Consider the following 24465-nt stretch of genomic DNA (forward strand, 5'->3'; position numbering starts at 1 on the left):
GCTTTCTCATTAATAAGTTTGATGGAAATGGCTGTCATTATTAATTTTTTATTAATTTTGCAAACAAGGCAGGACCTTGTTTTGTTATAGTTCCGATAATGGAACCTAAATAGCTTCAATCGGTTAATTTGTTATTTCATACGGGTTAAAACTGGTTAATGGGTTAGGAGTGTTAATTAGGGACTGTTAATTTTGTGGCTATGAAAAAGTCTACGATTTGGATATTAGGTGTTGTAATGGGGCTTTCCTTCCTCAGCTTGTTGTATCTACAGATCAGTTACATTGAGGAAATGGTAAAGATGCGTAATGAGCAGTTTGACGAATCTGTGAAACGTGCTTTGATGGCTGCTTCCAAGGATGTTGAATCTGCCGAGGTGGCTCGTTGGCTACGGGAGGACATTTCGGAAGCAGAAAAGAAAGCTTGGGAACAGGCGCAGGGTACGAACGGAAATGGAATGGTGCAGACTCATCGGTTTATGATGACTTCTCCTGACGGGACAATACGTTCTTCGGTCGAGTTGAAGACGTTCTCCAACCAACCATCCGAGTTACCGCGAGCTATGATTTCGCGCAAACATGGTGCGAAGACCATTCCTCAGACGTCTCGTTCGTTGGCTGATATGATTAAGAACCGTTATTTGTATCAGCGTGCTTTGGTAGATGATGTGGTTTTCAATATGCTTTATCATGCCAGCGATAAGCCTATAGAAGAAAGAGTCAATTTTAAAAATCTGGATCAATACATTAAGTCTGGATTGATTGATAATGGTATTGGAGATTTTGACTATCATTTTAAGGTGATTGATCGTGACGGTCGGGAAGTGTATCGTTGTTCGGACTACAGCGATGAGGGAAGTGAGAGTTCTTATGCACAGCCGCTGTTCTTGAACGATCCGCCGGCACGGATGAGTATTGTGAAGGTTCATTTTCCTGGAAAGAAGGACTATATCTTCGATTCGGTCAGCTTTATGATACCTTCGATGATTTTTACTTTTGTACTACTCATTACATTCATATTTACGATTTATATCGTATTCCGTCAGAAGAAACTGACAGAAATGAAGAACGATTTTATCAATAATATGACCCATGAGTTCAAAACGCCGATTTCTACAATTTCGTTGGCTGCCCAGATGTTGAACGATCCGGCTGTAGGTAAGTCTCCTGCCATGTTCCAGCATATCTCGGGAGTGATTAATGATGAGACGAAGCGGTTGAGGTTTCAGGTAGAAAAGGTGTTGCAGATGTCGATGTTCGACAGACAAAAGGCAACGCTGAAGCCTAAAGATGTAGATGCTAACGAGCTGATCAAGGGGGTTGTTCATACCTTTGCTCTGAAAGTGGAGCGTTATAATGGAAAGATTGATACGGAACTGGAAGCTGCAGAAGCGCATGTCTTTGTGGACGAGATGCATATTACGAATGTGATTTTCAACTTGATGGATAATGCAGTGAAGTACAAACGTCCTGATGTAGACTTGCATTTGATGGTAAGGACATGGAATGAATCCGGTAAACTGATGATTTCGGTACAAGACAATGGTATCGGTATCAAGAAGGAGAATTTGAAGAAAATATTCGAGAAGTTCTATCGCGTGCATACGGGTAATCTGCACGATGTAAAGGGCTTTGGATTGGGGTTGGCTTATGTGAAAAAAATAATTATGGACCATAAGGGAACCATCCGGGCTGAAAGCGAACTTAACGTGGGAACTAAATTTATTATTGCATTACCTTTATTAAAAACTGATTGATATGGACGAGAAATTGCGAATTTTATTGTGCGAGGATGATGAAAATCTCGGTATGTTGCTGAGAGAATACTTGCAGGCCAAGGGCTATGCTGCCGACCTGTTTCCCGATGGAGAGGCCGGGTATAAAGCCTTTTTGAAAAATAAATATGACTTATGTGTATTCGATGTTATGATGCCGAAGAAGGATGGTTTTACACTGGCGCAAGAAGTGCGTGCGGCCAATGCTGAAATCCCCATTATATTCTTAACGGCAAAGACATTGAAGGATGATATTCTGGAAGGTTTCAAGATTGGTGCCGACGATTATATTACCAAACCTTTCAGTATGGAAGAGCTTACTTTCAGAATCGAGGCAATTTTGCGTCGTGTACGTGGTAAGAAAAACAAAGAAAGTAACATTTATAAGATCGGTAAGTTTACATTCGATACTCAGAAACAAATCCTTTCTACGGCTGAAAAGCAGACGAAGCTGACGACGAAGGAGTCTGAACTGTTAGGCTTGCTCTGTGCACATGCTAATGAGATTCTTCAGCGCGACTTTGCTTTGAAGACGATTTGGATTGATGACAATTATTTCAATGCCCGCAGTATGGACGTGTACATAACGAAGCTGCGCAAGCATCTGAAAGAAGATGATTCTATTGAAATCATAAATATTCATGGCAAGGGCTACAAACTGATTACTCCCGAACCGGAAAATTGACTTCTCTATTTTAGAGTTGCTATTCTGTCGCTTGTCCTTTGGAGTAAGCGACAGAATAGATATAAAATATAAAAGGACGATTGCTTGGCAATCGTCCTTTTATATTTTTTGTCTGAATTTTGAATTAATCGGCAATTCTCTTGTTGATAGCGATGTAGGTAATCAAGCCGATAACGATAACGGCTGCTGCACCTCCCAAGATAGAATTGTTGTTAACATTACCAGTGAAGGAGCATGCTACTAGAATGATTGCTCCCACCAGGATTAATATCAATCCCAAGTTTTTCAATAAGCCTTTCATTTGTGTGTATTTTTAATAGATTATTATATTCATGCAATTCAGTCACAAAGAAAAGCATAATTCTTTAACAAGCGAAATTATTTGTGCAAAAAAACTGTTAATGGTCCAATTTCATTTGTTTTTTCCCCTTTTCTGTGATGTTTGAAGGGCTGTGAATCGCCCCTTTCAGTCTTTGATATTGAAGAAGATCTTTTTTAGTAATTCTTGTCCTACACTCAGTTCTTCCAGCTTTACTCCTTTCAGGGCTTCTTTCAAGGTTTGATTAGCCACGCGACGCGCTTTGGTTTCCAGTTCTCTTCCGTCTTTGGTTAAATGTATCTGATTGGTGCGGCGATCTTTCTTGTCCGATATGCGCACTACCAGATGCTGTCGTTCCATGTTGTCTATCAGTCGGGTCATACTAGGCTTGTCCTTAAAGGTGGCGTTGCACAGTTCCTGTTGCGTCACTCCGTCTTTTTCCCACAAAAAGATGAGTACGGTCCATTGTTCGGGTGTGATTTCCATTCCGTTTTGTCGGAAGTTACGTGAGAGTTTCCGGTTGATGGCTGCCGATACCTTTCCGTTCAGGATGGCAAAAATCAGCCTCATGTCAAAATTGAACTGTTCTATCATGAAATATTGTTTAAACAACCTTGCAAAGGTAGTTTTCTTGCCTGATAAATCCTACATTGACGAATAAAAAAATATTAAATGTTTGTAGTTCAAAATAAAATGCCTACCTTTGCACCGCAATTTTTAAATCAACTAAATTTATTTAATCAAACGAGTATGAATCATTACGAAACCGTTTTCATTTTAACTCCCGTTTTGTCTGACGTTCAGATGAAGGAAGCGGTAGAGAAATTCAAAGGCATCCTTACTGCTGAAGGTGCTGCGATTGTAAATGAAGAGAACTGGGGACTGAAGAAGCTGGCTTATCCTATCCAGAAGAAGTCTACAGGTTTCTATCAGCTGATTGAGTTCGATGCAGAACCTTCTGTAATCGAGAAATTGGAAGTTAACTTCCGTCGTGACGAGCGTGTAATCCGCTTCTTGACTTTCAAACAAGACAAGTATGCTGCCGAATACGCTGCAAAAAGAAGAAGTGTAAAATCAACTAAAAAGGAGGATTAATCATGGCACAACAAGTTCAATCAGAGATCAGATATTTAACTCCGCCCTCAGTAGACGTTAAGAAGAAAAAATACTGCCGTTTCAAAAAGAGCGGTATCAAGTACATCGATTACAAAGATCCTGAGTTCCTGAAGAAATTCCTGAACGAACAGGGTAAAATTCTTCCCCGCCGCATTACAGGTACTTCTTTGAAGTATCAGCGTCGTGTGGCTCAAGCTGTTAAGAGAGCCCGTCACTTGGCATTGCTGCCTTATGTAACTGACATGATGAAATAATAAGGAGGAGATAGTATGGAAATTATATTGAAAGAAGACGTAATAAACTTGGGTTATAAGAACGACATCGTGACTGTAAAGTCCGGTTATGGTCGCAACTACCTCATCCCTACCGGTAAGGCCGTTATCGCTTCTCCGTCTGCAAAAAAGATGTTGGCGGAAGAACTGAAGCAGCGTGCTCACAAGTTGGAGAAAATTAAAAAAGATGCCGAAGAATTGGCTGCAAAGCTGGAAGGCGTTTCTCTGACTATTGCCACAAAGGTAAGCTCCACAGGTACTATTTTCGGTTCTGTAGGAAGCATTCAGATTGCTGATGAGTTGGCAAAATTGGGTCACAATATTGATCGTAAGATCATCGTTGTAAAAGACGCTGTGAAGGAAGTTGGTCACTACAAAGCAGTTGTTAAACTGCACAAAGAAGTTTCTGTAGAAATTCCTTTCGAAGTAGTTGCAGAAGAAGCTTGATAAAACTTTCTATAAAAATTGCGAGAGCGTGCATCTTTGATGTGCGCTCTTTTTTTTGTATCATAATCCAGGATATTTTTGTTGCATTTCTAAAGTTGCTCTTTAGACTGCTAAAGTCCCTCTTTACGCGGCTCAAGTGCCACTTTACGTCGCTAATGTAGGTGTTTACGGTTGTGGTATTAGAGAGCTTGTTCCGTCTTTCTGTTTTGTTCGCTTAGTTTATGCTTGCAAGGGCTTAACTCTTACTTTGATATGTTTTTACAGTCTGAATATGATCAGGGTAAATACTGAAATCTCCAGGATATAAAAACAGAGCGAAGGATCTCGAAACGTCAATGCGTATTCGGATCCTCCGCTCTGTTTAGATATTTCCTCTCGTTAAGGAAAGGAAACTGTTTCCTTTATTCTTCTGCCTGGAACTTCCGGCTTACCTTCAGCAAGTTGCTGGCATAAGTTACAACGTTTTGGGCTTCTTGTACCATGGTCAGGTAGACCATGCTTACTTTGATACTGCCTGTATGGCTCTGTATGCGTTGCAACTCCTCGCGTTTCAGATGAGCCAGTTGGCCGTTCAGCTCATTAGCTTTACGGATATCTGTATCCATGTCATCGTAATTATTATTTTCGATACGGCTGCGGCATACTTGCAGAAGGTAGGTGATGCCTTCCGTAACATCTGCGAACTCGCCTTTTTGGATAGCATCCAGCGGTTTAAAGTTGTTGTCCACATGCTCCAAGCAAGGTTCGCACAAGCGGCCTACACTGTATACCAGTTCACTGGCGAAGTCATTTCCCTGATAATAGTAGAGCCCTTTCTCCAAGATGGTGTTATTGTCCAGATGGCTCATGGCCAGTGTACCTGTTCGTTTCATTTGCTTGATGAGCTGTTTCTCAAACTTTACCGAGCCCATGGAGCGGCGCAGGCCGCGCAGATTTTCATGTAGGAAAGAAGTGGAGATGCGCTCGAAGTTCTCTTCGGTAAACGCCAATATCTTGCCAAGCTCCTCACGGGTATGCGTCTGCAACAGGCGCAGGATTTCAGCGTTATCGGAACTGCTCAATAGTTGTTTTAAAGTTTCGTCTTTTTTCTCTTTAGCCTTGCGCTTTTTGAACATTATCTGGCTTCTTATTAGCAGGAATACGGCCACACCTATCAGCAGGATAATAGCTACTGTGCCGCCATAATGGATGAATAAGGTCACGAAGAAGCAGAAGGTGAAAGCGGCTCCCGCGGTGATGAACCATCCGCCAATGACACTTAACACGCCCGTAATACGGAAAACGGCAGAGTCACGTCCCCAAGCACGGTCAGCTAATGAGCTACCCATGGCTACCATGAAGGTTACATAGGTAGTAGATAGGGGCAATTTCAGTGAAGTACCCAACGCGATGAGTAGTCCGGCCAGTACCAGATTGACAGAAGCGCGCACCATGTCGAAGGCGGCTCCGTCGGCTATGATAGCTTCGTCCTTGCGGAAACGGGTATCAATCCAGCGTTTGGTGCTTTCGGGAGTTATTTTTGAGATGCCGGTGGCAAGTGTCATGCTGAAACGTACCAGTGTGCGGGCGATTGGCGTACTACCGAAGTTCTCTTCACCCTCGTCTTGGCGGGACAAGTCTACGGAAGTCTTGATGACGTTGTGGGCTTTCTTCGAAGTAGCTAAGGCAATGACCATGACTGCACCCGAACCTAACAGGAAATACCAAGGGGTTTGTGCGGAACCAAGTAAAGAAGTCATCAGGAAACCGTTGGGACCTGCGGCTTGTCCGTTGGCCGTGTAATCCAGGAACGAAGAATAACCGGCCAAAGGCACACCGATGAAGTTCACCAGGTCATTTCCTGCAAAAGCCAATGCCAAGGCAAACGTACCCATCAGCACAACAACCTTAAAAACGTTCACCTTGCAGATGTGGAGCACCTGCATCAGGACGGTGAAGAACACGAAAAAGGCACCCACCAGTTCCAGCGTGTGCGCTTGTATCCAATGGTTGTATTCGGGAGTCATAAAGGAACTGTCCTTCAGTCCTTTTATCAGCATGAAGTAGATGATGCTCGTAGCGGCTATACCTCCGAAAATGCCGATACTATACTTCATGTGCTTCTTGTAGTTGAACGTGAAGACGATACGTGCCAACCATTGTACCAGCATACCGAAGAAAAACGCAATGGCTACCGACACGAAGATGGCCATGATGACGGAAAGGGCTTTATCTGTATTGATCAGATCGCCTAATCCCAAAGTTCCTTCGCTGCTGTAAACCTTGATAAGTGATAATGCAAAAGTACCTCCCAGCAGCTCGAATACCATTGAAACGGTAGTCGAGGTTGGCATACCCATCGTGTTGAATACGTCTAATAGGACGACGTCCGTCAACATGACGGCCAGTAGAATACACATGATCTCCGCGAAGTAGAAGTGTTGCGGTTGATAGATGCCGTGTCGGGCTATGTCCATCATACCGTTGCTGAGTGCCGCACCGATGAAGACTCCTACGCCTGCAATGAAGATGATAGTCTTGAAAGATGCCGCCTTGGCTCCGATAGCAGAGTTCAAGAAGTTGACGGCATCGTTGCTTACGCCCACCACCAAATCGAATATGGCCAGGACGAACAGGAAAATTACAATTCCTAGATAGATAGTTTCCATATAAATTATAGTGAATTTTTATTCGGATGCAAAGGACGGTTTTTTCTGTTACACATACTTGTCATATATGTTACAATCGTGTTACAAACGAGATTTCAAGTATTCATAAAAAGCATATTGCGCTCGTACCTTTTCGGTCTGTGGATGAGGTGATTTCCATCGGTTTTTTAACTCCTCGTCCACAAAACATGCTTTGCGCTTATCAGCCAGTTGGATATGAAGCATATCGGTCAATTCCTGTCTCAGTCTTTTGTCGAGCACAGGTGTCACCGCTTCAATCCGTCGGTAGAGGTTACGGCGCATCCAGTCGGGCGAACCGAGGAAGAGCTGTGGCTTTCCGCCGTTACCGAAGTACCAGACGCGCGCATGTTCCAGAAATGTATCCACAATGCGCGTCACACGGATGTGCCGGCTGTATGCTTGTCCGGGAATGAGGCAGCAGATGCCTCTCACGATGAGATCTATCTCTACGCCGGCTTCCGATGCTTCGTACAGGCGGCTTATCATCACCGGATCCTGTAGCGCATTCATCTTCAGGATAATACGTCCTCCCTTTCCGGCTTTGGCCAAGGCTATTTCCCGGTCAATCAGTCGGTTCAGTTCGGGGATGAGGTTGAAGCGTGCCACGAGCAAACGGTGGAAAACTGGTGCCTTCCTTTTGCCTTGCAGGGTACGGAAAAGATTGTACAGGTCGTTCACGATGACCGCATTGCAGGTGAAGAGCCCGCAGTCGGCATAGAGCGTGGCTGTCTTTTCGTTGAAGTTTCCGGTACTGATATAGGCGTAGCTGGTGAGTTTATGGCCTGCCGGATCTTTGCGTAGTATGAGTGCCACTTTGGCATGCACCTTCAGTTTAGGTATGCTGTAGATGATGCGGATACCCGCCTTTCCCATCATGGCTGCCGTAGCCAGATTGTTTTCTTCATCAAAACGGGCTTTCAGTTCTACGAAAACAGTGACTTTCTTTCCATTTTGCGCCGCTGCAATCAGGGTATTGATGACGGCCGAATTTTCAGCTACACGGTATTGTGTCACCATAATCTCCCTTACCGTCGGTTCATGGACAGCTTCGTAGAGGAAGTGGATGAAGTGTTCGAACGAATGGTAGGGGTAGTGCAGCAGCAAGTCCCGTTGCTCGACGTAATCGAATATCGATTCCCGTTCGTTCAGGCAATTCAGTTTCATGGGCTGCGGCTTCTGGATAGGCTTCAGATTCGGGTTCGGGTTGGGCAGGTGGCGGAGGTCCTCCAGGTTGAGGTGTTTGTCGCCCGGCACCAGTTCGTTACGGTCTATCCGGTAAGCGTCTACCAGAAATTCCAGGAAATCGGCTGGCATGGCACGATCGTAGACGAAGCGACACACAGCACCAGTCTTTCGTTTTTTGACTTTCGTTTTCAGTTGTTCGATGATTTCGTTGCTGCTTGCGGCATCGTCTATCAGGATATCCGCGTCGCGCGAAATCTTGATGCAATAGCTGCTGTCCACCCGATAGCCTGAGAAGATAGTCGTCAGATTGGCTTTGATGATGTCTTCGATGAACATCAGGTAGTAGTCTTTCCCCTTTTTCGGCAGTTCGATGAAGCGGGGTACCTTGCTGTAGGGCAGCTTCATTACGAAGTACTCCGGCTTTGCATCCGGCATATCCTTTTGGTAGAGGCGTACTGCCAGGTAGAGGCGGTTGTCGCGCAGGAAGGAGATAATCCGGTCTTTGGTCACCGGTACGGGAGCCAGATAAGGGAAAATCTCTTCGCGGAAGAAGCGGCTGACAAACTCCTGATGAAAATCTTCTACCTGTCGGCTTTGATAGAAGATGATGTGATGTTTGCGCAGGGCAGGCAGTATTTTGGTCTCGTAGATGCGGATACGGTCTTCCAGTTGTCGGTTCACTTCCCGGTTGATTTCATCCACCAGTTCGATGGCAGATTGTACGCTTTCGTCGTCTTCGGGTGTCTTGCCGGTAGCGATAGCCTTGTGGTCGGCTACACGTATCTTGTAGAATTCTTCAAGGTTCGACGAATAGATGGAGATAAAGTTAATGCGTTCGTACAGCGGCAGTGAGTCGTCGTCCGCCTCGAGCAGGACGCGGTAGTTGAAGGATAGCCAACTGATGTCTCGTTTGAAGAATTGGTATTCCATAATTTGTAGATTTAGGGCGCGGAAGAAACGTCGGCACGGTGTCGAATAACGTTTTCTTCTTTTGCGAATGTATCACAAATGTACTTACTTTGCAGACAAAAACAAATGAAAAGATGATAAAAATAGGTTTGTTATCTGATACACACGGCTATTGGGACGAGAAATACCTGCAATATTTCGAACCGTGCGATGAAATCTGGCATGCGGGCGACATCGGTTCACTCGAAGTGGCCGAACGTTTGGCTGCTTTCCGTCCCTTTCGGGCGGTGTATGGCAACATTGACGGTCAGGATATCCGCCGGCTCTATCCGCAGACTCTCCGTTTTCGGATAGAAGGAGCCGAAGTGCTGATGAAACACATTGGCGGCTATCCCGGCAAGTACGATCCTTCGATTGCTGGTAGCATTCTGACGCGTCCCCCAAAGCTGTTTATCAGCGGACATTCGCACATCCTGAAGGTGAAGTATGACAAAACGCTCGATCTGCTCCACATCAATCCCGGTGCGGCAGGCAAGTATGGTTTCCACAAAGTGCGTACGTTGGTGCGCTTTGTTATCGAGGACGGTGTTTTCAAGGATCTGGAAGTTGTGGAACTGGCCGGATAATTTTTCTTCAGTTGGGAAAAAATTTTTTGCTGACTGGAGAAAAATGTTTTGCCAACTGGGGAATTCTCTGCCTGCTTTCCCGGTTTCTCAGGAAGAGGCTAAGGCTGTCGGGGTGGCCGCTTATGGGCATAAAAAAAGGGCTCCGCTGAGCCCAACCTTTGTTAACCTTAAATCTAATACTATGAAAAACACATTGCAAAGGTACGGGTTTTCTGGAAATCTACAAATAATGCAAGAAAAAAGGTGTGTTTTATAACATGCTTTATCATTTTTGCGGACTTCATTAACAATTTGATGAGGGAAAATTAGGCTGAAAAGTCAGGAGGCCAGTGCCGCGCAGAGCAGCAGTCCCATGAACAGCATGTTGCGTGAGGTCTCGCCCAATATGCGGTTCAGTTCTTTGCCTTCCTTAATTTCTATCATCTTACGCCACGTCAGGGTGTGCAGGTAGAGGTAGATGCACGGTGCCCAGATAAATTCCGGCCACGTGAGCCGTCCGGTAAAGACCAGGCCGGCACAAATGGCGACGGCTGCCAGTCCCAGTCCTAGGTACATACCTGCTCCGAACCGTTCTCCGTACCTCACGACCAATGTCTGTTTCCCGCTGATCCGGTCCTGTTCGCGGTCGCGGTAGTTGTTCACCATCAGCAATGTGTCGATGACCAGTCCCGATACGAGCGACAGCAGGCATACGTCCCAGTTCACTTGCCCTGCCTGTACGTAGTAGGTTCCGCCTACGGGCACGAAGCCGAAGAACACCAGTACCAGTACGTCGCCCCAGCCTTTGTAGGAGAGCACCGTGGTGTAGAGAAACGCAAACAGCAAGCACAGTATGCCCAGCAGCACCAGTTCCCATCCGCCGTGCGGCAGATTTCCCCAGGCGAAGTACAATACGCCGAGTCCGCATGCACAAGCCAGTGCCAGCACGACACCGATGCCGATGGTCATGGCATACGGTGTAATCCATCCCTCGGCACAAGCCCTTTGGGGGCCAAGGCGGTCACTGCGGTCGCTGCCTTTCCGAAAGTCGAACAGGTCGTTGATAAAGTTGGCTGCCACCTGCATCAGGCAGGCGAACAGCAGGCATAGCACCGCTTCCTCTGTCTGGAATTGCCGGTCGGCAAAGGCCAGTGCACTGCCCAATATCACGGGGATAAGGGCGGCCGTCAGCGTCTTGGGGCGGGCGGCGAGGAGCCAGGCTTGGGGGGAGTTGGGGTGCATAGAGACTGTTATGGATTTACGGTTGTTTTGAGTTGAGTGGGCGAAGCCAGGGAATAGTTGATGACGTAGCAATGTCCCGGTTCTACCTTTTCTCCTTCCACATTTCCATAGGTCTTCTTTTCTGTTGTGAAGGTTTCGTTATCTGCATTCGTTGCAGTCAGCGTGTAGGTAAAGGTCATGTATTCGGCATAGTCCATGTAAACAGTTTCTCCGGGTTGAAGGACTGTTACAGTTTGTTCATTTGTCGTATAGAACGAAAGTTCAACGTCATTAAACAATCCTTGAAGCTCGTCGGACAGTGTTGCCAGGCTGATGCCGACATTGACCATCGGTACAGATATGGTAGGATAAGTCACTTTTTCCGCTTGGATGGTGAAAGTCGTTTCCATGTAATATTGCGGAGTATTGGCTGTCTTGTTCTTATAAGCGTCGTTATATGCCTTTAGGGTATATTCGCCTGCTTCCAGTTCGATTTTTTCTTGTGGAAACTGTCCAGGTTCATAACTTTTTATCGGTTCTGTTTCTGAAAGAATTTCTATATATAAGTCTGTGTCCACAGCACGGGTTTGCACGCTTTCTATGGTCGGCGATACAAGGGATAAATTCGTCAATTGAAGGTATCCTTTTTTTTCTTGTTCCGACAGGATATCTTCCTGCTGGCAGCTGATGAGCAGGAAGATGCTAAGTAAAGTATAGAGTGTCTGTTTCATAAATTCAGTATATTATTTGTCATAGATGAGGGAGATGTCGTCGATAAAAAGTTCATTTCCTCTCCACATACAATCAGCAGTTGTATTAGTATTACCTGTAATAAAACTATCACTACCAAACATCTTTTTTAAATCTGATTGAGATAAATCTTCTTTTGTACCGGATTTAAAAATAATGACAATTTTATTAGGCTCTAATTTTATAATACTGTTCTCTTTTATATAATTAATAGGCAATATTTTATATTCATAGGAATTTGTTGCTCCAGTTTGAAAAATACCACTTCCCAATAATGTGTCATTATGGTATAGCTCTACTCGTGCTTCAGATAAATCATTGCCTATGTTTGAAATACATTTATAGTAAAATCCGATGCCACTTGGATGTGAAATATATGATATTCCGTAAGAACGATTGTCATTTTCTTCTTCAGGTTCTGTTCCTAAAAATAATTCGCTGTGTATGAAATTGTTTAATTTGTTATAAGTACTTCCATATCCATATCCAGTTGTAATGATTCTGACAGCATCTATTCCTTCAGATGACGATGGCTTGTCTGTTGTTGGTCTTACTCCCGATCTTGAATTATGTGCATAAGCAGCAGCATGGCAATTGGGTGTTGTTAGTGGGTTGGTTGTAGCCCATCCTTCCCAGGCATAACGGGCACCTCTATTTTGGCCTATTTTACCATCTGAGCCGGTTGTAATATAGGCTCCTTCCAATCCTCCATTTTCAAGCTCAATAATCGGATAAGTATTCACTTCTGCGACTTCACTCGCAATCTCTCCTCGATATAATCCACGGATATAGTAGGTTGTTTTAGGGGTTAAGCCAGTTTGGCATAAATCTTCTCCTAAATCAATCCATTCAATACCATTGGTGCTATATTGGTAAGTCATATTTGTGCTTAGTTTGCTGTAGTCACCACTGGTAACTTGTTCTTTCATCAGGGCATTCATGGTAAACTCTTTTGTCCAAATATTGCCAGGATAAGCATTTACAGTGAATTCTGGTTTTATTGTCCTGATTTCATAAATGGTCGGTTCTTCACTGCTCCATCGATTGTTTGCCTTGACACGAACTTTGATGGTATTGACAGCTTCTGTTCCTCCTGCTAAAGTTTGTAGACTGCTGGTCATGGTTGTGAAATCAAACTGGCCACTATTTGTTCCGTCCAAGTTTGGTAGAATAATAAATGCGGCATCCAATAAGTTGCGATCTTCTTCAGATAGTTGACTCAGTACAAACGTTTTATGGTTTAGTGCTTGGAACTTTTCTTGCGTATCTTGAAAATCAAATGAAAATTCGACATCTTGAATGGCTTGGGAACCTGTGAATGTCAATTGCGCAGGAATTGCATTGTCTGTTTCTGTATATGTCAGACTTGTCTGACCATCATTAAAACCATTTACTTTCGGCTTTGGTAGCCACTCTACTGGTATCGTTTCCGAAATGGTAACCGTCTCCACTTCCACTTTCTCCACAGTGATGATGGCACCGGCTGTAGTAGGTTTCAACGACAAGGTAAGTTTGCAATGCTGTCCTGCTTGGAAAGCGTCGGCCGTCAGTTTGTCTGAGGTAATCTCCATGCTGACGTTTTGGTTATTTTCTTTCAGCGTTCCTTTAAAAGTGAAAGTGGGAGTGGAACCGGCACGGTAGTAAGCACTCTGTGTGGTAGAGCCATTACGTCCGATGGTTACGCTGCTGTTGCCTACTTTGACTTCCACACCGTAGGTGGAGAATAGCTCATCGAATTTGTCTATCTGTCCCTCTCCATAAATGACGGATGCCAATGCGTTGGCCACCTTGCATGTCAGGGTTACTGGGGTAGACTGATTTACTTCAACCTCCACACCGGTCTCTTCTCCTTTGTAATAAGGGGAGTCGAGGGCAATGGCAAGATTTGTGCCATAAGTGGCTGTTACGGTGTATGCACCTGTAGAGGCGGGAATCGTTTGTTTATATATGCCGTTGTAGGTATTTTCACCAGTACTTTCTTTGACAATATTCAGGGTAAACCTCTCTGCTGTCGGTTTTCCCTGTTCGGCAGGTGTACTTTTGGTACTTATACTGACATCTTCGGCAAGGGTGATGCACAAGCTGCCTTGCGAGGCTTCCCACTGCTCCGTCTGGCAGGCTGTCATCAGCAAACCTACCAGTCCGATATAGATTGACTTGATATATTTCATTGTTTTATTACTCGCTTGTTTATAAGGATGAATCAGTCATAAATCAATTCAAAGTTATCTACCAATAACTTGCTTCCTACTCCTCCCGTGAAATAATCACCATATTTACTAGCAGACGCTACTATTAGTATGTATTTAGGGGTACGATTGGTATAGCGATAGTTCAATACCAAATCTTTTTGTTGATATTGGCTGTCAGAATTTCCGCTTATGTATTCTGCGTAGGCTATAACATGAGAGTCGTTCTTGTCAAACAGCTGACGTTCGCTGGGACGGGTACGTATCTCAAGCGGTTGATTCCAGTCAGCCAAGGCAATGTAAATATGGCAGGAGTCTGGTCGACCTTTTAGATATTCTAATGCGTCTTCACCGATCTTGTCTATTGTGGCAGAAGTATATTTATAGTTGATGCGTAATTTGGAAGGAAAGGATTTGAATTCACGACCGAAGCTTAGAACTCCATTCGTACCATCTGTACGTACATAAGAACCCGTGAAGATGTTACCGGAAGCTAGTTTCATCACGACCCATTTAGTTTCAAGTGAAGCTGCCTTACCAGATCCGTTGCATGTTTCAGAGGTCGGTACGCTGTTACTGTCTGCTATTGTTGTAGCGCCTCTATTTCCTGTATCCCAAAAGGAAGAAGTGGACCAAGGTTGCCATAAAGTTCCATTGGCAGCAGCTTCGGACGACCATTCATCAAAACTACCATTTTCTAAGGGTGTAGCAGTGGCTGTGGTAAAAGATTGTTCGCTACCTATTGAGCCGTCTACATTAATGCGATATTTGTACGTGGTAGAAGCGCTTAGCCCTGTCAGTGTAGCACTGAAAGTATTGCTTGAAACGTTGACATTGGCTGATGGTACAGTGATCCACGACGTCTCACTTTCTTTACGGTATTCCACTACAGGAGTCTTACCACTTTGTATCTTTCCGTTCACGGTGGCGCGGGTAGTCATAGCGAAAGCTTCGGTCGAACTGCTACTACTTTCACCGCTGTCTGGGTAGACATAAACGGTCCATTCATAAGAATATTCTTCCCACGAACAGCTGACGTTGAAGGTAGAGGGCTTTGAATAGTCTTTCTGTAGGGTTGGGTCAGGCGAAACTCGTCCGTATTCACCGCCCAAATTCAGTTTCTTTACGTTCAGATTTGTACGGTCAGTTTCAGGATCAACATAGATGATAACAGAACGAGTATTTGTATCGATTACATAGTCTGTCATACCATCTATTTCGATGTCACGCTGGATAATTTGATTTACTGTTACTTTCCACTGATAGTCTTGGTACGTGCGCAGGGTGAAGGTAACAGGTTGCGAGAAGTCTACGTGTGTGTTGGATGACAATGGGATGCTGTCTAGCGAAGCGAATCCGGACGTAGGGAATTTCGAGTAGTCTTCGCATACATTGGGATCATCCACCACAAGTTCTGCCCCAGCAGTAGTCTTCAGGCTGAGGATTTGCAGGCGGGAGATGTCTACACCGTCGTTCACGTAGAGGGTTACCGTGCGTGCCGACTTGTTGATGGTGGCGGCAGTAAAGGTGTTCTGATCCGCTCCCCGTTGGCCTTCCACAGTCATCGACTCGATGGAGGCTTCTATGATGGGGTAGGGAATGTCGTTTTCGATAGCGCAGGATGTGAGAATGCCGGCCGTCAGTGCCAGCATGCCAAGTATGCGGGTTAGGTGTTGTTGGATCATTCGTTTCATATCGTCAGAGGTAGAAAGTCATTCCGAGATTGATGGAGAAGAGGTTTATCTTGAAGTTACCGGAGGAGACGCGGCGTTTACCCGTTTCCACCTGGTTGGTCTTCTGGTCGGTCCACTTGAAGTCGAAACCCATCACGCCGACCGATACTTCGGCTGCTGCCCAGTTGGTGATGAAGGCTGTCAGCCCCGGTGCAAAACCAATTTGGAAATTCTGTACGGTCTGGTATGTGCCATCATATGTGGTTCCCGAGCCAGTAGAGTTTTTTCCTTCGCCATAACCGTAGGTGAGACGCATTTCGTTAAAAAGACCGAATACTTTGCTACGGCCTACGGGAATATACGAACGAAAGAAACCGGATACTTCGTATTTATGTTCCAAATAATAGATGTCTTTTAGACTGATATTAAAATCTTCGCCAAGGTTTAGGTCAAAATTACCTAAGTCAAGATAATCACGATTGTAGGCAAAACGGATACCTGCAGCCATGTTGTTGCGGAAGAAGTAGCCGATGTAGGGGCTGATGCTGAAGTCGTAACCATTTCCTTCGACGTCCTTGATGACAAGGAAGTTCAGGTTGTCCTGTTCGTGCTCGGAATAGGAGACAGTTCCTCCTGCCATCCATGTACCTTTGGGGATGAATACGCGTGTCTGTACATCACGGTCTATTCGTTCGATGGCCCGTTTTCCTCGCTGGGCCCATGCGTTGGCGGTCGTCACGACCGCCAGCAACATTAGCAGAATTGTTTTTTTCTTCATCTATTCTTCTATAAGAATTACTTCTATAATATTTGAGTCTGATTATTTCCCACTGAAGGGGTTAGAAACCATTTCCTGTTACAGAATAGGCTTCTAACCCCTTGGGGTGAGTTTGCAAAGATAGGATTTTTATTCCGACATTACCGGGGTATCACCGTAAATCAGTTCAAGGTCGTCAACGTACATGACACTATTTGTACTTCCTGTGAAATAATCACCGTACTTGCTAGCCGAGAAAACAATGATTAAGTAATATGTCTCCAATGGTTCCAAAGTCTTGTACTTGAAATTCAAAGTGAATTCTTTCCAGCCATTGGTAGTTACGGCTTCCGCATCAGACAATTGACCATACGCAATGATGTCCGTATCATTCTTCAAATCAAGGAACGTTTCGGTATTTGTGTTGTCTACCTGCTTTTGTTTCTTTGATAAAGCTACGTAGATGGAACAAAGATCATCCGAACCTTTCTCTCCTAAGCCTTCCGGTGTGTTTCCTCCACGATAATCTATTTTACCGCTGGTATAATTAAACCAACCATGCAGAGCAGTAGGGCGAGATACAAAGGGCTGTCCGAAATCAATTTTCGCACCGTTAGTACCTACCAATGAATTGAATTTACCTGTGTACAGACTGGCGGCTGCAAATTTACCAATACCAAAAGCACTAGCATATTGGGATTTCAGTTCAGCAGATTGGCCTCCGCTTGTATGTACTGTTGTACTGTTACCTTGCGTCGGATTTTTATTAACTAAAGCGCCTGCTCCTGTGGTTGTACCCGGATTACTGGAATCCCAGAAAGAACCGGAAACATTGTAATCGTTTTCCGTTACTGGATACCAAGTCTTTCCGCTCTTGTACCAACTGTCCAGGTTGCCGTTAGGCAACGGAGTTTGGGCTTCCGTAGTAAAGTCCACCGTTTCGCTCGTGATGCCCTCCTCGCTTCCGTCGTTGTAGTAGAGGCGGCATTGGTAGGCCGTGGCAGGCGTCAGGCCGGTAAGACGGGTAGCGAATTTCTTGTCCTTTTCCTCTACGGTCATCTCGGTTGCAACTTTAGTCCATTCGGCGGCATCGGCTGTCTTGTATTGGAACTCCAATTTACTTTGGTCGAAGACGTCGGCAAACGAGGGGACTTCGCCGGTGAGGTAAGCAAAGGTGCTCCAGGCATTGGCCGAGGCTACGAGGGTGCTGGTAGCAGTCACAGGTACACCGATGGTGTAAGTATACGTCTTCGTGGCGTCGTCTACAGTAACGCCGATGTTCGACGAACCGCTGGATGCAATGCGATAACGCAGGATGACGTTCTCTTGGGCTTTGATGCCGGTGATGGTATCTTTCTTGCTGTGCAATTCACCTTTGTAGTTGGATACAGTCAGGTTGGATATCAAGTCTGTCACAGGAAAATAAGCCTTACCTGTTTCGCTGGCTTGGCGCATCTCGAAAGTCACTTTGTTGTCACTGTTGCTTTTGTCTGAGACGCCAACCACGGCGCTCTGGAAAGCGGCTCTGAAATCGTCGCTAAATTCTACGGTTACTAATACATTAGCCAGCTTGCAGACAATCTCTTTGCTGGTATTAGTATTCATTTTAATGTCTACGGTTTCCTTAGCGGCATAATAGGGCTTGTCCCATCCTGCCGTCTTTCCGTCAAATCCAGCAGAAGAGGCCTCGATGGTGTAAGTACCTACGGGCAGCTCAATGGCTTCAGTCCAAGTAGTGCAGTCATCCGTCTCTTTTACTGTTTTGCCTGCGGAGTTTACAATCTTGACGGCAATCTGTTTGGGGTTGTATGTATCTTCTGTCTTGGTAAGGGTCGTTTTATCCGTACCCACTTGCAGCATCAGGTAGCCGACGGCTTTCTGCTCCGTTTCCTCGTTTTGGCACGAACCAAGGTAAGCAAGGAGAAGACAGGCTGTTAAGATAGTATATAGCTTTTTCATCTTTGTTATTCAGTTATAGTGATGGTTAACACATCGCTTACAGTTACATCTTCGTTATCTGTCAAAGTGATGTGAAACTTATGTGTACCAGGAAACATATCTAAGAACGTAAAGAATGCTCCGACAGGGAACTTGTATTCTGTTACTCCCGGTTTCGGTGAACGGTCTTCCAGTCCTACTCCGGTAAAGAGATCATCAATACCGGTATTATTCACCAGTTCTACTCCTTCAAGCAGATTTCCTCCCATATCGACATCTTCTAATGTAGCTTCAAATGCAGGACTTGTAGTTTCAATCTTGACAATTGCACTCTTTAATCCCGCAGGTGTTTTGAGCCATGCGTCAGCACTTGCTGGTTTACCGTCTCCAGTACTTTCTGAATACGAAAAGTCTGCAGGTAAATCAATAGTGGGAGCTTTTTCATTTCCTTCTCCTTCATCGCCACCATCTTCGCCTGTTCCGGGCTCTTCCGTGTCACCACCTTCCGTACCCGGATCAACGGTAATCTCTACGTTTTCGTTCTTTTCGGAGTTGAACATGGTGATGGTTATCTGAATACCTTCTTCCAGAATACCCGGCGTAGAACCCTCTACTTTTACAGGGCTGAATTCGATTTTCAGTTCGTCGCCTCCTACGAAAGAGGTGTCGTCGCCTTCTTCATATTCCGGTAAGTTGGATTTCTTGGCTGTGCCTGAAATAGTAACATCTTCACCTCCGTTCGTTTTGGCTGTTCCATTGATGTAGATGGTTTCCACGCTTTCGTCCATTTTCCAATAGACAGGAGCAGGAGTTTCACCGTCTGCGGCTTTCGTATAGGTTTTGATGTGTCCGTTTTTGTCTGTCACGTTAATGGTCCAGTCTTGGTACGTAGCCAGGAACTCTTCGGTGAGGCTGATCGATATTTTGACGTTCTGCATCGTACAAACCACTGAGGTCTCGGCTGTCTGGCCTTTCACAATCTTTACGTTTTCTAACTTTCCGCCATAGAACGGTTCGCTCATTTCGCTTTTGAATTCTCCCGGTGAACAGGCTTCGATGGTGTATGTACCTACGGGAAGCGTAACATCACCGGCTTGTTTCAGTTCGGCATAGCTATCGAATTTCTTGGTATATTCTACGTCTGTACCGGTAATGGTTACAGGGAACTGATCTACTTGATCGGTGGTTCCCTTGGTTGTCTTGCCCGTTTCCACGTACAGGCTCAGGATTCCAGTGTCGCCCGTCAACGGATCTTTCCCTAGAATCTCGTCTTTCATTTCGCACGATGACAATCCGGCCAACAAAGTTACGGCCAACGCCCATTTATTGATTGCTTTCATCTTTTTGATTACTTATTTAGGATGTTCTGTGATAAGTTTGTTTATACCCAGTCGGAGGGGACTTCGATGTCCACTGGATGCTCAATGACGGTCTCATCTATTTCGATGGTGATGGTCAGGTTACCCGAACCGACTACAGGTGTGAGGGTCATCTTCATGGCGTCTGCGGGACTCAGCGTATAGGATTTTTTGATGGATGTTTCAGCACCGATACCACTCTTCGGCGTCAGTTTGATAGTCATTTCGACAGACTCGTTCTGTTTTACCTTGAAATAGACAGGGCCTGTTGTCTCTTTTTCCCAGGGATAAACGGAACCGTTTTGTGCGGCTGTTTTGATTCTCACTTCGTATTCAGAGAAGTATTCGTCCATCTTTTCGTCAAATGCAATATTTACACGAGCAGAATTGGGCTTACAGGCTACTTCTACATTCACCGAATCGTTTTTCACGGTGAACGATTTGTATCCTAAAACGCAAAGATCGTCTGTATAGACAGCTTTTGTACTATCACCGCAAATGGCGGACATGGTATAAGTGCCGTTTGCCAGTTCTGTGAATTCAGGAATTTCGTTGTATTTCCATTGTTGCACGGGAACGCTTTCTCCGCTTTTTGTGATGGTTACCGTGTAATTTTCTTTTTTACTGTAGTAGGACTCATCCACCGCCTTGGTCTGGAACCCAGTATTTGTGTTCAGCGCCAGTTTTACATATCCTTTTCCTTCAGGAATTTGCTGGAGGTCGTCATCCGAGGTACAGGCCGTCAGCAGCCATCCTCCGAGGATGCATGACAGGAGGCCTCCCAATAATTTTTTCATTGCATTCATGTTTTTATATACTAACTTTGTTTTATGTATCATTGATATTAAAGAGTACGAGTCTGAAATGGAATGTCGCTGCATTCGCTCTCGTAATCTCACAATTTTTCGGGTGCAAAGTAACAGATAATTTGTGAGGCTCACAAGGTCATTTTTAAGGAAGAAAGGTTCTTTTTTTAAGAATTATGGAACAAAAAAAAGGTATAAACGACTTTTAGTGTTGCTTTTTTAAGATTGTACTTGGAAAGTGGCGACTGCCAAGTCCATAGTTACGTCCGTCAAGTTCATAGTTACGCTCGCCAAGTCCATAGTTATGTCCGTTAAGTGGATGTTTGTTTCCGTCATGTTAAACACGGTTTGTGTGTTGCTCGTAATGGCTTGCCGGTAGAGCGTGATATTGGAATTAACCGATGATGCTGAATATGCTTTCAATCCTTCACACGGCATACAATCGGCTGTAGATGTAGAACTTTCGGTGAAACCAGAAATTTCACCCTCGTGAAAGATATATTCTTTCACGAGGATTTGATTTCACAATAAGATGCTGCTTCTTAGGGTTTTACGGTGAAACTTCACTGGAAAGATGCCTCAGATTTCCGGCATCAGCACGACACCTTGTTTCTTCTTGCCGTCCATTTTGACGGTCATGGGCCGTTCGAAGCGGACGTGACGCAGGAATTCTGTTTCGTGCAGGGCGGGCTGGGCGTTGAGGAAGTCTTGGTTGTAGATTCCGTCGTTCATGTAGGCATTGATGGTGAAATAGCCCACGCCGAACGATGTCAGGTTCTGGAAGAAGTGTGTACCCTGGCTGGGATCTACGCGATAGTTGGTCAGGCCGGCTTCCACGATGACGCGGGCTGCACTGATGTGGGGCCACTTCACGGGGATGCCCAGCCACGTGTCGCTGCTTCCCCAGCGGCCGGGACCTACCAGTACGTAGTTGCGTCCCTCGTCGAGGAACTGCTGGTTGAGTTTCTCGATTTCCCAAGCTATTTTCTGATTGTTCGAGGCACTGTAGTGATCTGTCTTCACATAAACGATGTCATAGAGGTCGTTCATGATGCCATGGCCCAGCGAGTTGTAGGAGCGAAGCAGCAGACGGTCGTCGGGGATGGCGGTGAGGTCTTCGTCGAGCACGGCGTTGTTGTCCACGATGGGACGTATCTGAAGCAGGTAGAAGGTGCCAGTCTTGTCTTTTTCGCGGCTCAGTGTGGCGGCAAACTCGATTTCCACGGGGCGGCGCATCTCTTCCTGGCCATATTTCAGGGCTAGTTGCAGGAGGCGCGGCAGGGGGAAGACGTCGTGCTGCAGGATGTTGGCAAAAGTGATGACCTTGCGTCCGCCCGGATACAGACCGTCGCGGATAATCTGATCGTAGGGGTCGTAGGTCGAGGCGATGTAGTTGAGTGCACCGTCTTTCTCGGCTTCCTTGACGTGAAGCTTCAGCAGGTTGAACCCGTCGTCGATAGAGAAGTCGTGGCCACAGTTGCTCAGGTCGAGGGCATAGAAACGGGTCTGTGTCTCGCGAAGAGCTATCTCCATTTCGCTGGTCTGCAATACCTTGGTGGGGTGATAAGGCGAGAAACGGAGTGTCAGGCCGCCGTCTACGATATACTTACCCAATCCGAGTGCCAGATTGACGATACCTTCTTCGGCCTTTTCGTCCCCCAGGGGATAGTAGTTGAGCGAGCGTGCCACGCCGGACATGCTGGGATAGAAGCGGGGACCGTATTGGTTGCCGACTACTTCCTGGAGGATGACGGCCATCTTCTCCTGGTCGATGACGTTGCTCGTGGCCTGCATGTAGGCTTTGGAGTCTCGGAAGTAGACGGAGGCGTAAACACCCTTGATCGCGTCGCTCAACATGCGGAGCATCTCGTACTTGTCGTCCAGGTAGGGAATCATGTACGTATTGTAAATGCCGGCAAAGGGCTGGTAGTGCGAGTCTTCGAGCAGCGACGACGAACGGATGGCGATGGGCGACTTCACCACGTCGAAGAAGGTGAAGAAGTCCTCGACCAGGCGGTCGGGCAGCTTGGCCTTGAGGAAATAGCGCAGGATGGTGTTGTCGTCCGCATCCGACAGGGCTACTTGGTAGAGGTTATTGGTCTCCATGAACTCGTCGAACACGTCGGTACAGAGCACGACGGTCTTGGGAATGGCTACACGGGCGTTGTCGAATTCCTCGAACTCGGGATGGCGCTTTACCAGATTGTCGATGAAAGCCAGGCCGCGGCCCTTGCCTCCCAGCGAACCTTCGCCGATGCGGGCAAAGTTGGAGTAGCGGTCGAAGCGGTCGCGCTTGAAGACGGCCACCACGCCTTGGTTCTTCATCTTGCGGTACTTGACGATGGCTTCGAAGATGATCTGGCGGTGGGCATCCACGTCCTGCAAGGTATTCCAGGTGATGGGTTTCAGGAATTCGGCGATGGGGAACATGGCACGCGAGTAAAGCCAGCGGCTGATGTGGTTGCGGCTGATGTGATAGAAGAATGATTCTGAGGGCACGGCGAACAGGATATTTTGCAGTTCCTTCAGGTTCTTTACACGGGCGATCTCTTCCATGGTATCGGGGTTGCGGAAGATGAAGTCGCCGAAGCCGAAGTTGTCGGATACGATGCGGCGCAGGTCGACGTCCATTTTCTTGGAATTCTTGTCGATGAAGGCGGCACCGTACTTGGAGGCGTAGGTCATGTTTTCCGTTTCGGACGACTGGATGATGAGTGGCACAAACGGGTCTTGCTCGCGTATGGCGGCGCAGAGGCGTATGCCGGCCATGCCGTCTTTTTCGCCACGTTCGGTACGCGGAAAGCGGACGTCAGTCACCACGCCGAGAATGTTATTCTTATATTTATTATAGATAGAGATGGCTTCTTCGTAATTTCGGGCCAGTACGATTTTGGGACGTCCACGCATACGCAGGGTACGTTGGTGGGCGTTCAGTGCTTCAGTACTGAACTCCTGGCTTTGCTTCAGCACAAACTTGTAAAGGTTGGGCAGCAGGGAGGAATAGAACCGGATGCTGTCTTCTACCAATAGGATGGCTTGTACGCCTACCTCCTTGACATCATGGTCGAGGTTCATCTTGTCTTCGATCAGCTTGATGATGGACACGAGCAGGTCGGTATTGCCCAGCCAGCAGAATACATATTCGAAAGCGCTGAGGTCTTCGTTGGCGATGCGCTTGGTAATGCCGTGGCTGAAAGGGGTCAGGATGACCATCGGAATGCTTGGCCATGCCGCTTTGATGGTGCGTGCCACGTCGAAGCCCTCATTGTCGCCCGTACCCGGCATGCAGATGATGAGATCGTAGGTCATGTTTTTCAGCTGCGTCAATGCCTCGTCGCAGGTACTGACTTGCGTGAAGCGCGGCGGGTAGCGCAGAGACAGCGAGGTATACTCGTTGAATATCTTTTCGTCGATGCGACCGTCGTCTTCGAGCATGAAGGCATCGTAGGGGTTGGCTATCAGAAGTACGTTGAAGATACGGCGGGTCATCAGGTTGGCGAACTGCGTATCCTTCAGATAAAGCAGATTGAGTTTCAGTTTGCTGAGCATGTTTTTCCAAAATTAGTAGGACAAAAATCGGGCTTTTTCTTGGGATATGCAAAAAAGCGAAAAGGTATTTCGGAGGGCTGAAGGACAGCGTGCGGGGAAAAACGTATTATATATTAGATGTTAAATGACATTTTATTATTATTTGCTTATTTTTTCGTCTTAAAATTTAGGATGTTTGAAAAGAATAGCTATATTTGCAGTGTTGTTAGTTGACAATTTGTTCAGCTGGCAGCGAGTGAACCATT

General features: G+C 46.0%; 19 protein-coding genes. 6 read left to right on the forward strand and 13 right to left on the reverse strand.

The genetic code is table 11. From position 1 onward, the window contains the following. Window positions 1–200 precede the first annotated feature (200 nt). Together HF894_RS00940 and rprY are read left to right on the forward strand one after the other, a co-directional pair. A complete protein-coding gene (locus HF894_RS00940; protein ID WP_021847991.1) occupies window positions 201–1754 on the forward strand; it encodes a sensor histidine kinase in 1554 nt (517 codons plus the stop codon). A gap of 1 nt (window position 1755) precedes the next feature. After that, window positions 1756–2457, forward strand: a complete 702-nt coding sequence (rprY, locus tag HF894_RS00945; protein ID WP_021847992.1) for a response regulator transcription factor RprY — start codon at window positions 1756–1758, stop codon at window positions 2455–2457. A gap of 124 nt (window positions 2458–2581) precedes the next feature. On the opposite strand, the gene HF894_RS00950 is transcribed toward rprY, so the two are convergent. Together HF894_RS00950 and HF894_RS00955 are read right to left on the reverse strand one after the other, a co-directional pair. Beyond that, window positions 2582–2737, reverse strand: a complete 156-nt coding sequence (locus HF894_RS00950; protein WP_204968728.1) for a hypothetical protein — start codon at window positions 2735–2737, stop codon at window positions 2582–2584. Between the two features lie 186 nt (window positions 2738–2923). Further along, complete coding sequence (locus tag HF894_RS00955; protein WP_021847994.1) at window positions 2924–3370, reverse strand: MarR family winged helix-turn-helix transcriptional regulator; 447 nt, start codon at window positions 3368–3370, stop codon at window positions 2924–2926. Window positions 3371–3526: 156 nt separating this feature from the next. Between HF894_RS00955 and rpsF the strand changes: the two genes are divergently transcribed. The 3 genes from rpsF to rplI are packed head-to-tail and all read left to right on the forward strand — an operon-like array spanning window position 3527 to window position 4611. Next, window positions 3527–3871, forward strand: a complete 345-nt coding sequence (rpsF, locus tag HF894_RS00960; protein WP_204970777.1) for a 30S ribosomal protein S6 — start codon at window positions 3527–3529, stop codon at window positions 3869–3871. Between the two features lie 2 nt (window positions 3872–3873). Further along, window positions 3874–4146: a 30S ribosomal protein S18 gene (gene rpsR / locus HF894_RS00965; RefSeq protein ID WP_022020414.1), complete on the forward strand. Its 273-nt coding sequence runs from the start codon at window positions 3874–3876 to the stop codon at window positions 4144–4146. Window positions 4147–4161: 15 nt separating this feature from the next. Continuing rightward, a complete protein-coding gene (gene rplI, locus HF894_RS00970; protein ID WP_021847996.1) occupies window positions 4162–4611 on the forward strand; it encodes a 50S ribosomal protein L9 in 450 nt (149 codons plus the stop codon). A gap of 401 nt (window positions 4612–5012) precedes the next feature. Here the strand turns inward: rplI and HF894_RS00975 are convergent, their stop codons facing one another. Further along, window positions 5013–7259, reverse strand: coding sequence for an inorganic phosphate transporter (locus tag HF894_RS00975; RefSeq protein WP_204968704.1), 2247 nt, complete (start codon window positions 7257–7259; stop codon window positions 5013–5015). An 81-nt stretch (window positions 7260–7340) separates the two neighbouring features. Beyond that, entirely contained in the window at window positions 7341–9395 is a 2055-nt protein-coding gene (locus HF894_RS00980) for an RNA degradosome polyphosphate kinase (protein WP_204970778.1), read from the reverse strand. A gap of 113 nt (window positions 9396–9508) precedes the next feature. Here HF894_RS00980 and HF894_RS00985 point away from each other — a divergent pair, with 113 nt between their 5' ends. Continuing rightward, on the forward strand, window positions 9509–10000 hold the full coding sequence (locus HF894_RS00985; RefSeq protein WP_021847999.1) for a metallophosphoesterase family protein: 492 nt from the start codon (window positions 9509–9511) through the stop codon (window positions 9998–10000). 318 nt (window positions 10001–10318) lie between these two features. On the opposite strand, the gene menA is transcribed toward HF894_RS00985, so the two are convergent. The 9 genes from menA to HF894_RS01030 form a co-directional block, all read right to left on the reverse strand. Next, window positions 10319–11221: a 1,4-dihydroxy-2-naphthoate octaprenyltransferase gene (menA, locus tag HF894_RS00990; RefSeq protein WP_204970779.1), complete on the reverse strand. Its 903-nt coding sequence runs from the start codon at window positions 11219–11221 to the stop codon at window positions 10319–10321. 8 nt (window positions 11222–11229) lie between these two features. Then, a complete protein-coding gene (locus HF894_RS00995; RefSeq protein WP_204970780.1) occupies window positions 11230–11931 on the reverse strand; it encodes a DUF4493 domain-containing protein in 702 nt (233 codons plus the stop codon). Window positions 11932–11943: 12 nt separating this feature from the next. Next, window positions 11944–14121, reverse strand: a complete 2178-nt coding sequence (locus HF894_RS01000; protein WP_204970781.1) for a DUF4493 domain-containing protein — start codon at window positions 14119–14121, stop codon at window positions 11944–11946. A gap of 32 nt (window positions 14122–14153) precedes the next feature. After that, window positions 14154–15833 carry a PCMD domain-containing protein gene (locus HF894_RS01005; protein ID WP_246593092.1) on the reverse strand — a complete coding sequence of 560 codons (1680 nt, stop codon included), beginning with the start codon at window positions 15831–15833 and terminating at the stop codon, window positions 14154–14156. 4 nt (window positions 15834–15837) lie between these two features. Then, window positions 15838–16590 (reverse strand): hypothetical protein, encoded by a 753-nt coding sequence (locus HF894_RS01010; RefSeq protein WP_204970782.1) that lies wholly within the window; start codon window positions 16588–16590, stop codon window positions 15838–15840. Between the two features lie 129 nt (window positions 16591–16719). Then, window positions 16720–18528 carry a PCMD domain-containing protein gene (locus HF894_RS01015; protein ID WP_204970783.1) on the reverse strand — a complete coding sequence of 603 codons (1809 nt, stop codon included), beginning with the start codon at window positions 18526–18528 and terminating at the stop codon, window positions 16720–16722. Window positions 18529–18533: 5 nt separating this feature from the next. Further along, on the reverse strand, window positions 18534–19847 hold the full coding sequence (locus HF894_RS01020) for a DUF4493 domain-containing protein (RefSeq protein ID WP_204970784.1): 1314 nt from the start codon (window positions 19845–19847) through the stop codon (window positions 18534–18536). Window positions 19848–19888: 41 nt separating this feature from the next. Then, a complete protein-coding gene (locus HF894_RS01025; protein WP_204970785.1) occupies window positions 19889–20662 on the reverse strand; it encodes a DUF4493 domain-containing protein in 774 nt (257 codons plus the stop codon). Window positions 20663–21250: 588 nt separating this feature from the next. Then, entirely contained in the window at window positions 21251–24220 is a 2970-nt protein-coding gene (locus HF894_RS01030; protein WP_204970786.1) for a PEP/pyruvate-binding domain-containing protein, read from the reverse strand. Between the last annotated feature and the right edge of the window lie 245 nt (window positions 24221–24465).

Origin of the sequence: Caecibacteroides pullorum (assembly GCF_019239235.1) — a bacterium.
GTDB classification, from domain to species: Bacteria; Bacteroidota; Bacteroidia; order Bacteroidales; family Bacteroidaceae; genus Bacteroides; species Bacteroides pullorum.

Coding starts and splice junctions, on each gene's coding strand:
- HF894_RS00940 (WP_021847991.1), top strand. CDS start 201: ATGAAAAAGTCTACGATTTGGATATTAGGTGTTGTAATGGGGCTTTCC.
- rprY (WP_021847992.1), top strand. CDS start 1,756: ATGGACGAGAAATTGCGAATTTTATTGTGCGAGGATGATGAAAATCTC.
- HF894_RS00955 (WP_021847994.1), bottom strand. CDS start 3,370: ATGATAGAACAGTTCAATTTTGACATGAGGCTGATTTTTGCCATCCTG.
- rpsF (WP_204970777.1), top strand. CDS start 3,527: ATGAATCATTACGAAACCGTTTTCATTTTAACTCCCGTTTTGTCTGAC.
- rpsR (WP_022020414.1), top strand. CDS start 3,874: ATGGCACAACAAGTTCAATCAGAGATCAGATATTTAACTCCGCCCTCA.
- rplI (WP_021847996.1), top strand. CDS start 4,162: ATGGAAATTATATTGAAAGAAGACGTAATAAACTTGGGTTATAAGAAC.
- HF894_RS00975 (WP_204968704.1), bottom strand. CDS start 7,259: ATGGAAACTATCTATCTAGGAATTGTAATTTTCCTGTTCGTCCTGGCC.
- HF894_RS00980 (WP_204970778.1), bottom strand. CDS start 9,395: ATGGAATACCAATTCTTCAAACGAGACATCAGTTGGCTATCCTTCAAC.
- HF894_RS00985 (WP_021847999.1), top strand. CDS start 9,509: ATGATAAAAATAGGTTTGTTATCTGATACACACGGCTATTGGGACGAG.
- menA (WP_204970779.1), bottom strand. CDS start 11,221: ATGCACCCCAACTCCCCCCAAGCCTGGCTCCTCGCCGCCCGCCCCAAG.
- HF894_RS00995 (WP_204970780.1), bottom strand. CDS start 11,931: ATGAAACAGACACTCTATACTTTACTTAGCATCTTCCTGCTCATCAGC.
- HF894_RS01000 (WP_204970781.1), bottom strand. CDS start 14,121: ATGAAATATATCAAGTCAATCTATATCGGACTGGTAGGTTTGCTGATG.
- HF894_RS01005 (WP_246593092.1), bottom strand. CDS start 15,833: ATGAAACGAATGATCCAACAACACCTAACCCGCATACTTGGCATGCTG.
- HF894_RS01010 (WP_204970782.1), bottom strand. CDS start 16,590: ATGAAGAAAAAAACAATTCTGCTAATGTTGCTGGCGGTCGTGACGACC.
- HF894_RS01015 (WP_204970783.1), bottom strand. CDS start 18,528: ATGAAAAAGCTATATACTATCTTAACAGCCTGTCTTCTCCTTGCTTAC.
- HF894_RS01020 (WP_204970784.1), bottom strand. CDS start 19,847: ATGAAAGCAATCAATAAATGGGCGTTGGCCGTAACTTTGTTGGCCGGA.
- HF894_RS01025 (WP_204970785.1), bottom strand. CDS start 20,662: ATGAAAAAATTATTGGGAGGCCTCCTGTCATGCATCCTCGGAGGATGG.
- HF894_RS01030 (WP_204970786.1), bottom strand. CDS start 24,220: ATGCTCAGCAAACTGAAACTCAATCTGCTTTATCTGAAGGATACGCAG.